Origin of the sequence: Microbacterium sp. HSID17254 (genome assembly GCF_003989315.1) — a bacterium.
In the GTDB taxonomy this organism is placed as follows: Bacteria; Actinomycetota; Actinomycetes; order Actinomycetales; family Microbacteriaceae; genus Microbacterium.
Map to the genome: position 1 here is coordinate 1 of NZ_RBLT01000164.1, position 829 is coordinate 829.

General features: G+C 78.8%; 1 pseudogene. It reads right to left on the reverse strand.

From position 1 onward, the window contains the following. Window positions 1–479 (reverse strand): annotated as a pseudogene (locus D8M34_RS18350) (cytochrome P450); the annotation flags it as partial. Window positions 480–829 lie beyond the last annotated feature (350 nt).

Consider the following 829-nt stretch of genomic DNA (forward strand, 5'->3'; position numbering starts at 1 on the left):
TCGGGCAGCCCGATCGCCAGGGCCAGCGCGGCGAACGGGAAGTGGGCGGCGGACCCCGCGACCAGGTCCACCGGTCCGTCGGTGGCCGTCAGGTCGTCCAGGAGCCGGTCGGCGATCTCCTGCAGCCGTGGGCGCAGTTCCTCGGCAGCCCGCGGGGTGAAGGACTCGGTCACCAGCCGTCGCATGACGGTGTGGGTGGGCGGGTCCTGGTGCAGCAGGTGGACCTGCAGCTGGGAGTGCTGCGGTTCGGGCATGATCGACGCCCGCGCCCGCCCGCGGTCGTTGCCCAGGCGGTGTTCCTTGCCCAGGCGCCGGGCGTTCAGGGTGGCATGGGCGGCGTCGTAGCCCGTGACCAGCCAGGCGTGCACGCGGCTGGGGAACGCCACCCGGTGGATCGGGCAACGGCGGCGCAGCTCCCCGTAGAGCGGGTAGGGGTCGCGTTTGTAGTCCGGGCCGACGAGCGGGACCGGCCCGGTCACGCGGTGGGCGACCCTCGGTGTCCTCCTACACCCGCAGCCCGGGCTGGGCGACGTCGCGCCACAGCGCCTGGCCGCCGCCCCGCCCCCGGCCCCGATGCCCTGTCCCGCGCCCGCCCAGCCCAGGGCCCCCGCCGCCGCGCCGAACGCCACACTGGCCGCGGTGACCGCGAACGGCACCCCGCACGCCGGCGCCCTGCCGCCGCCCGCCCAGTGGAACCCGCAGCACACCCCGCAGCCGTCGCCCCCACCCACCCCGCGGCGCCCGCCCACGCCCCCAGCCTTCCCCGCCGCCCGCGCGCCCCCCCCCCCCCCCCCCACCCCCCCACCCCCCCCCCCCCCCCCCCCCCCCC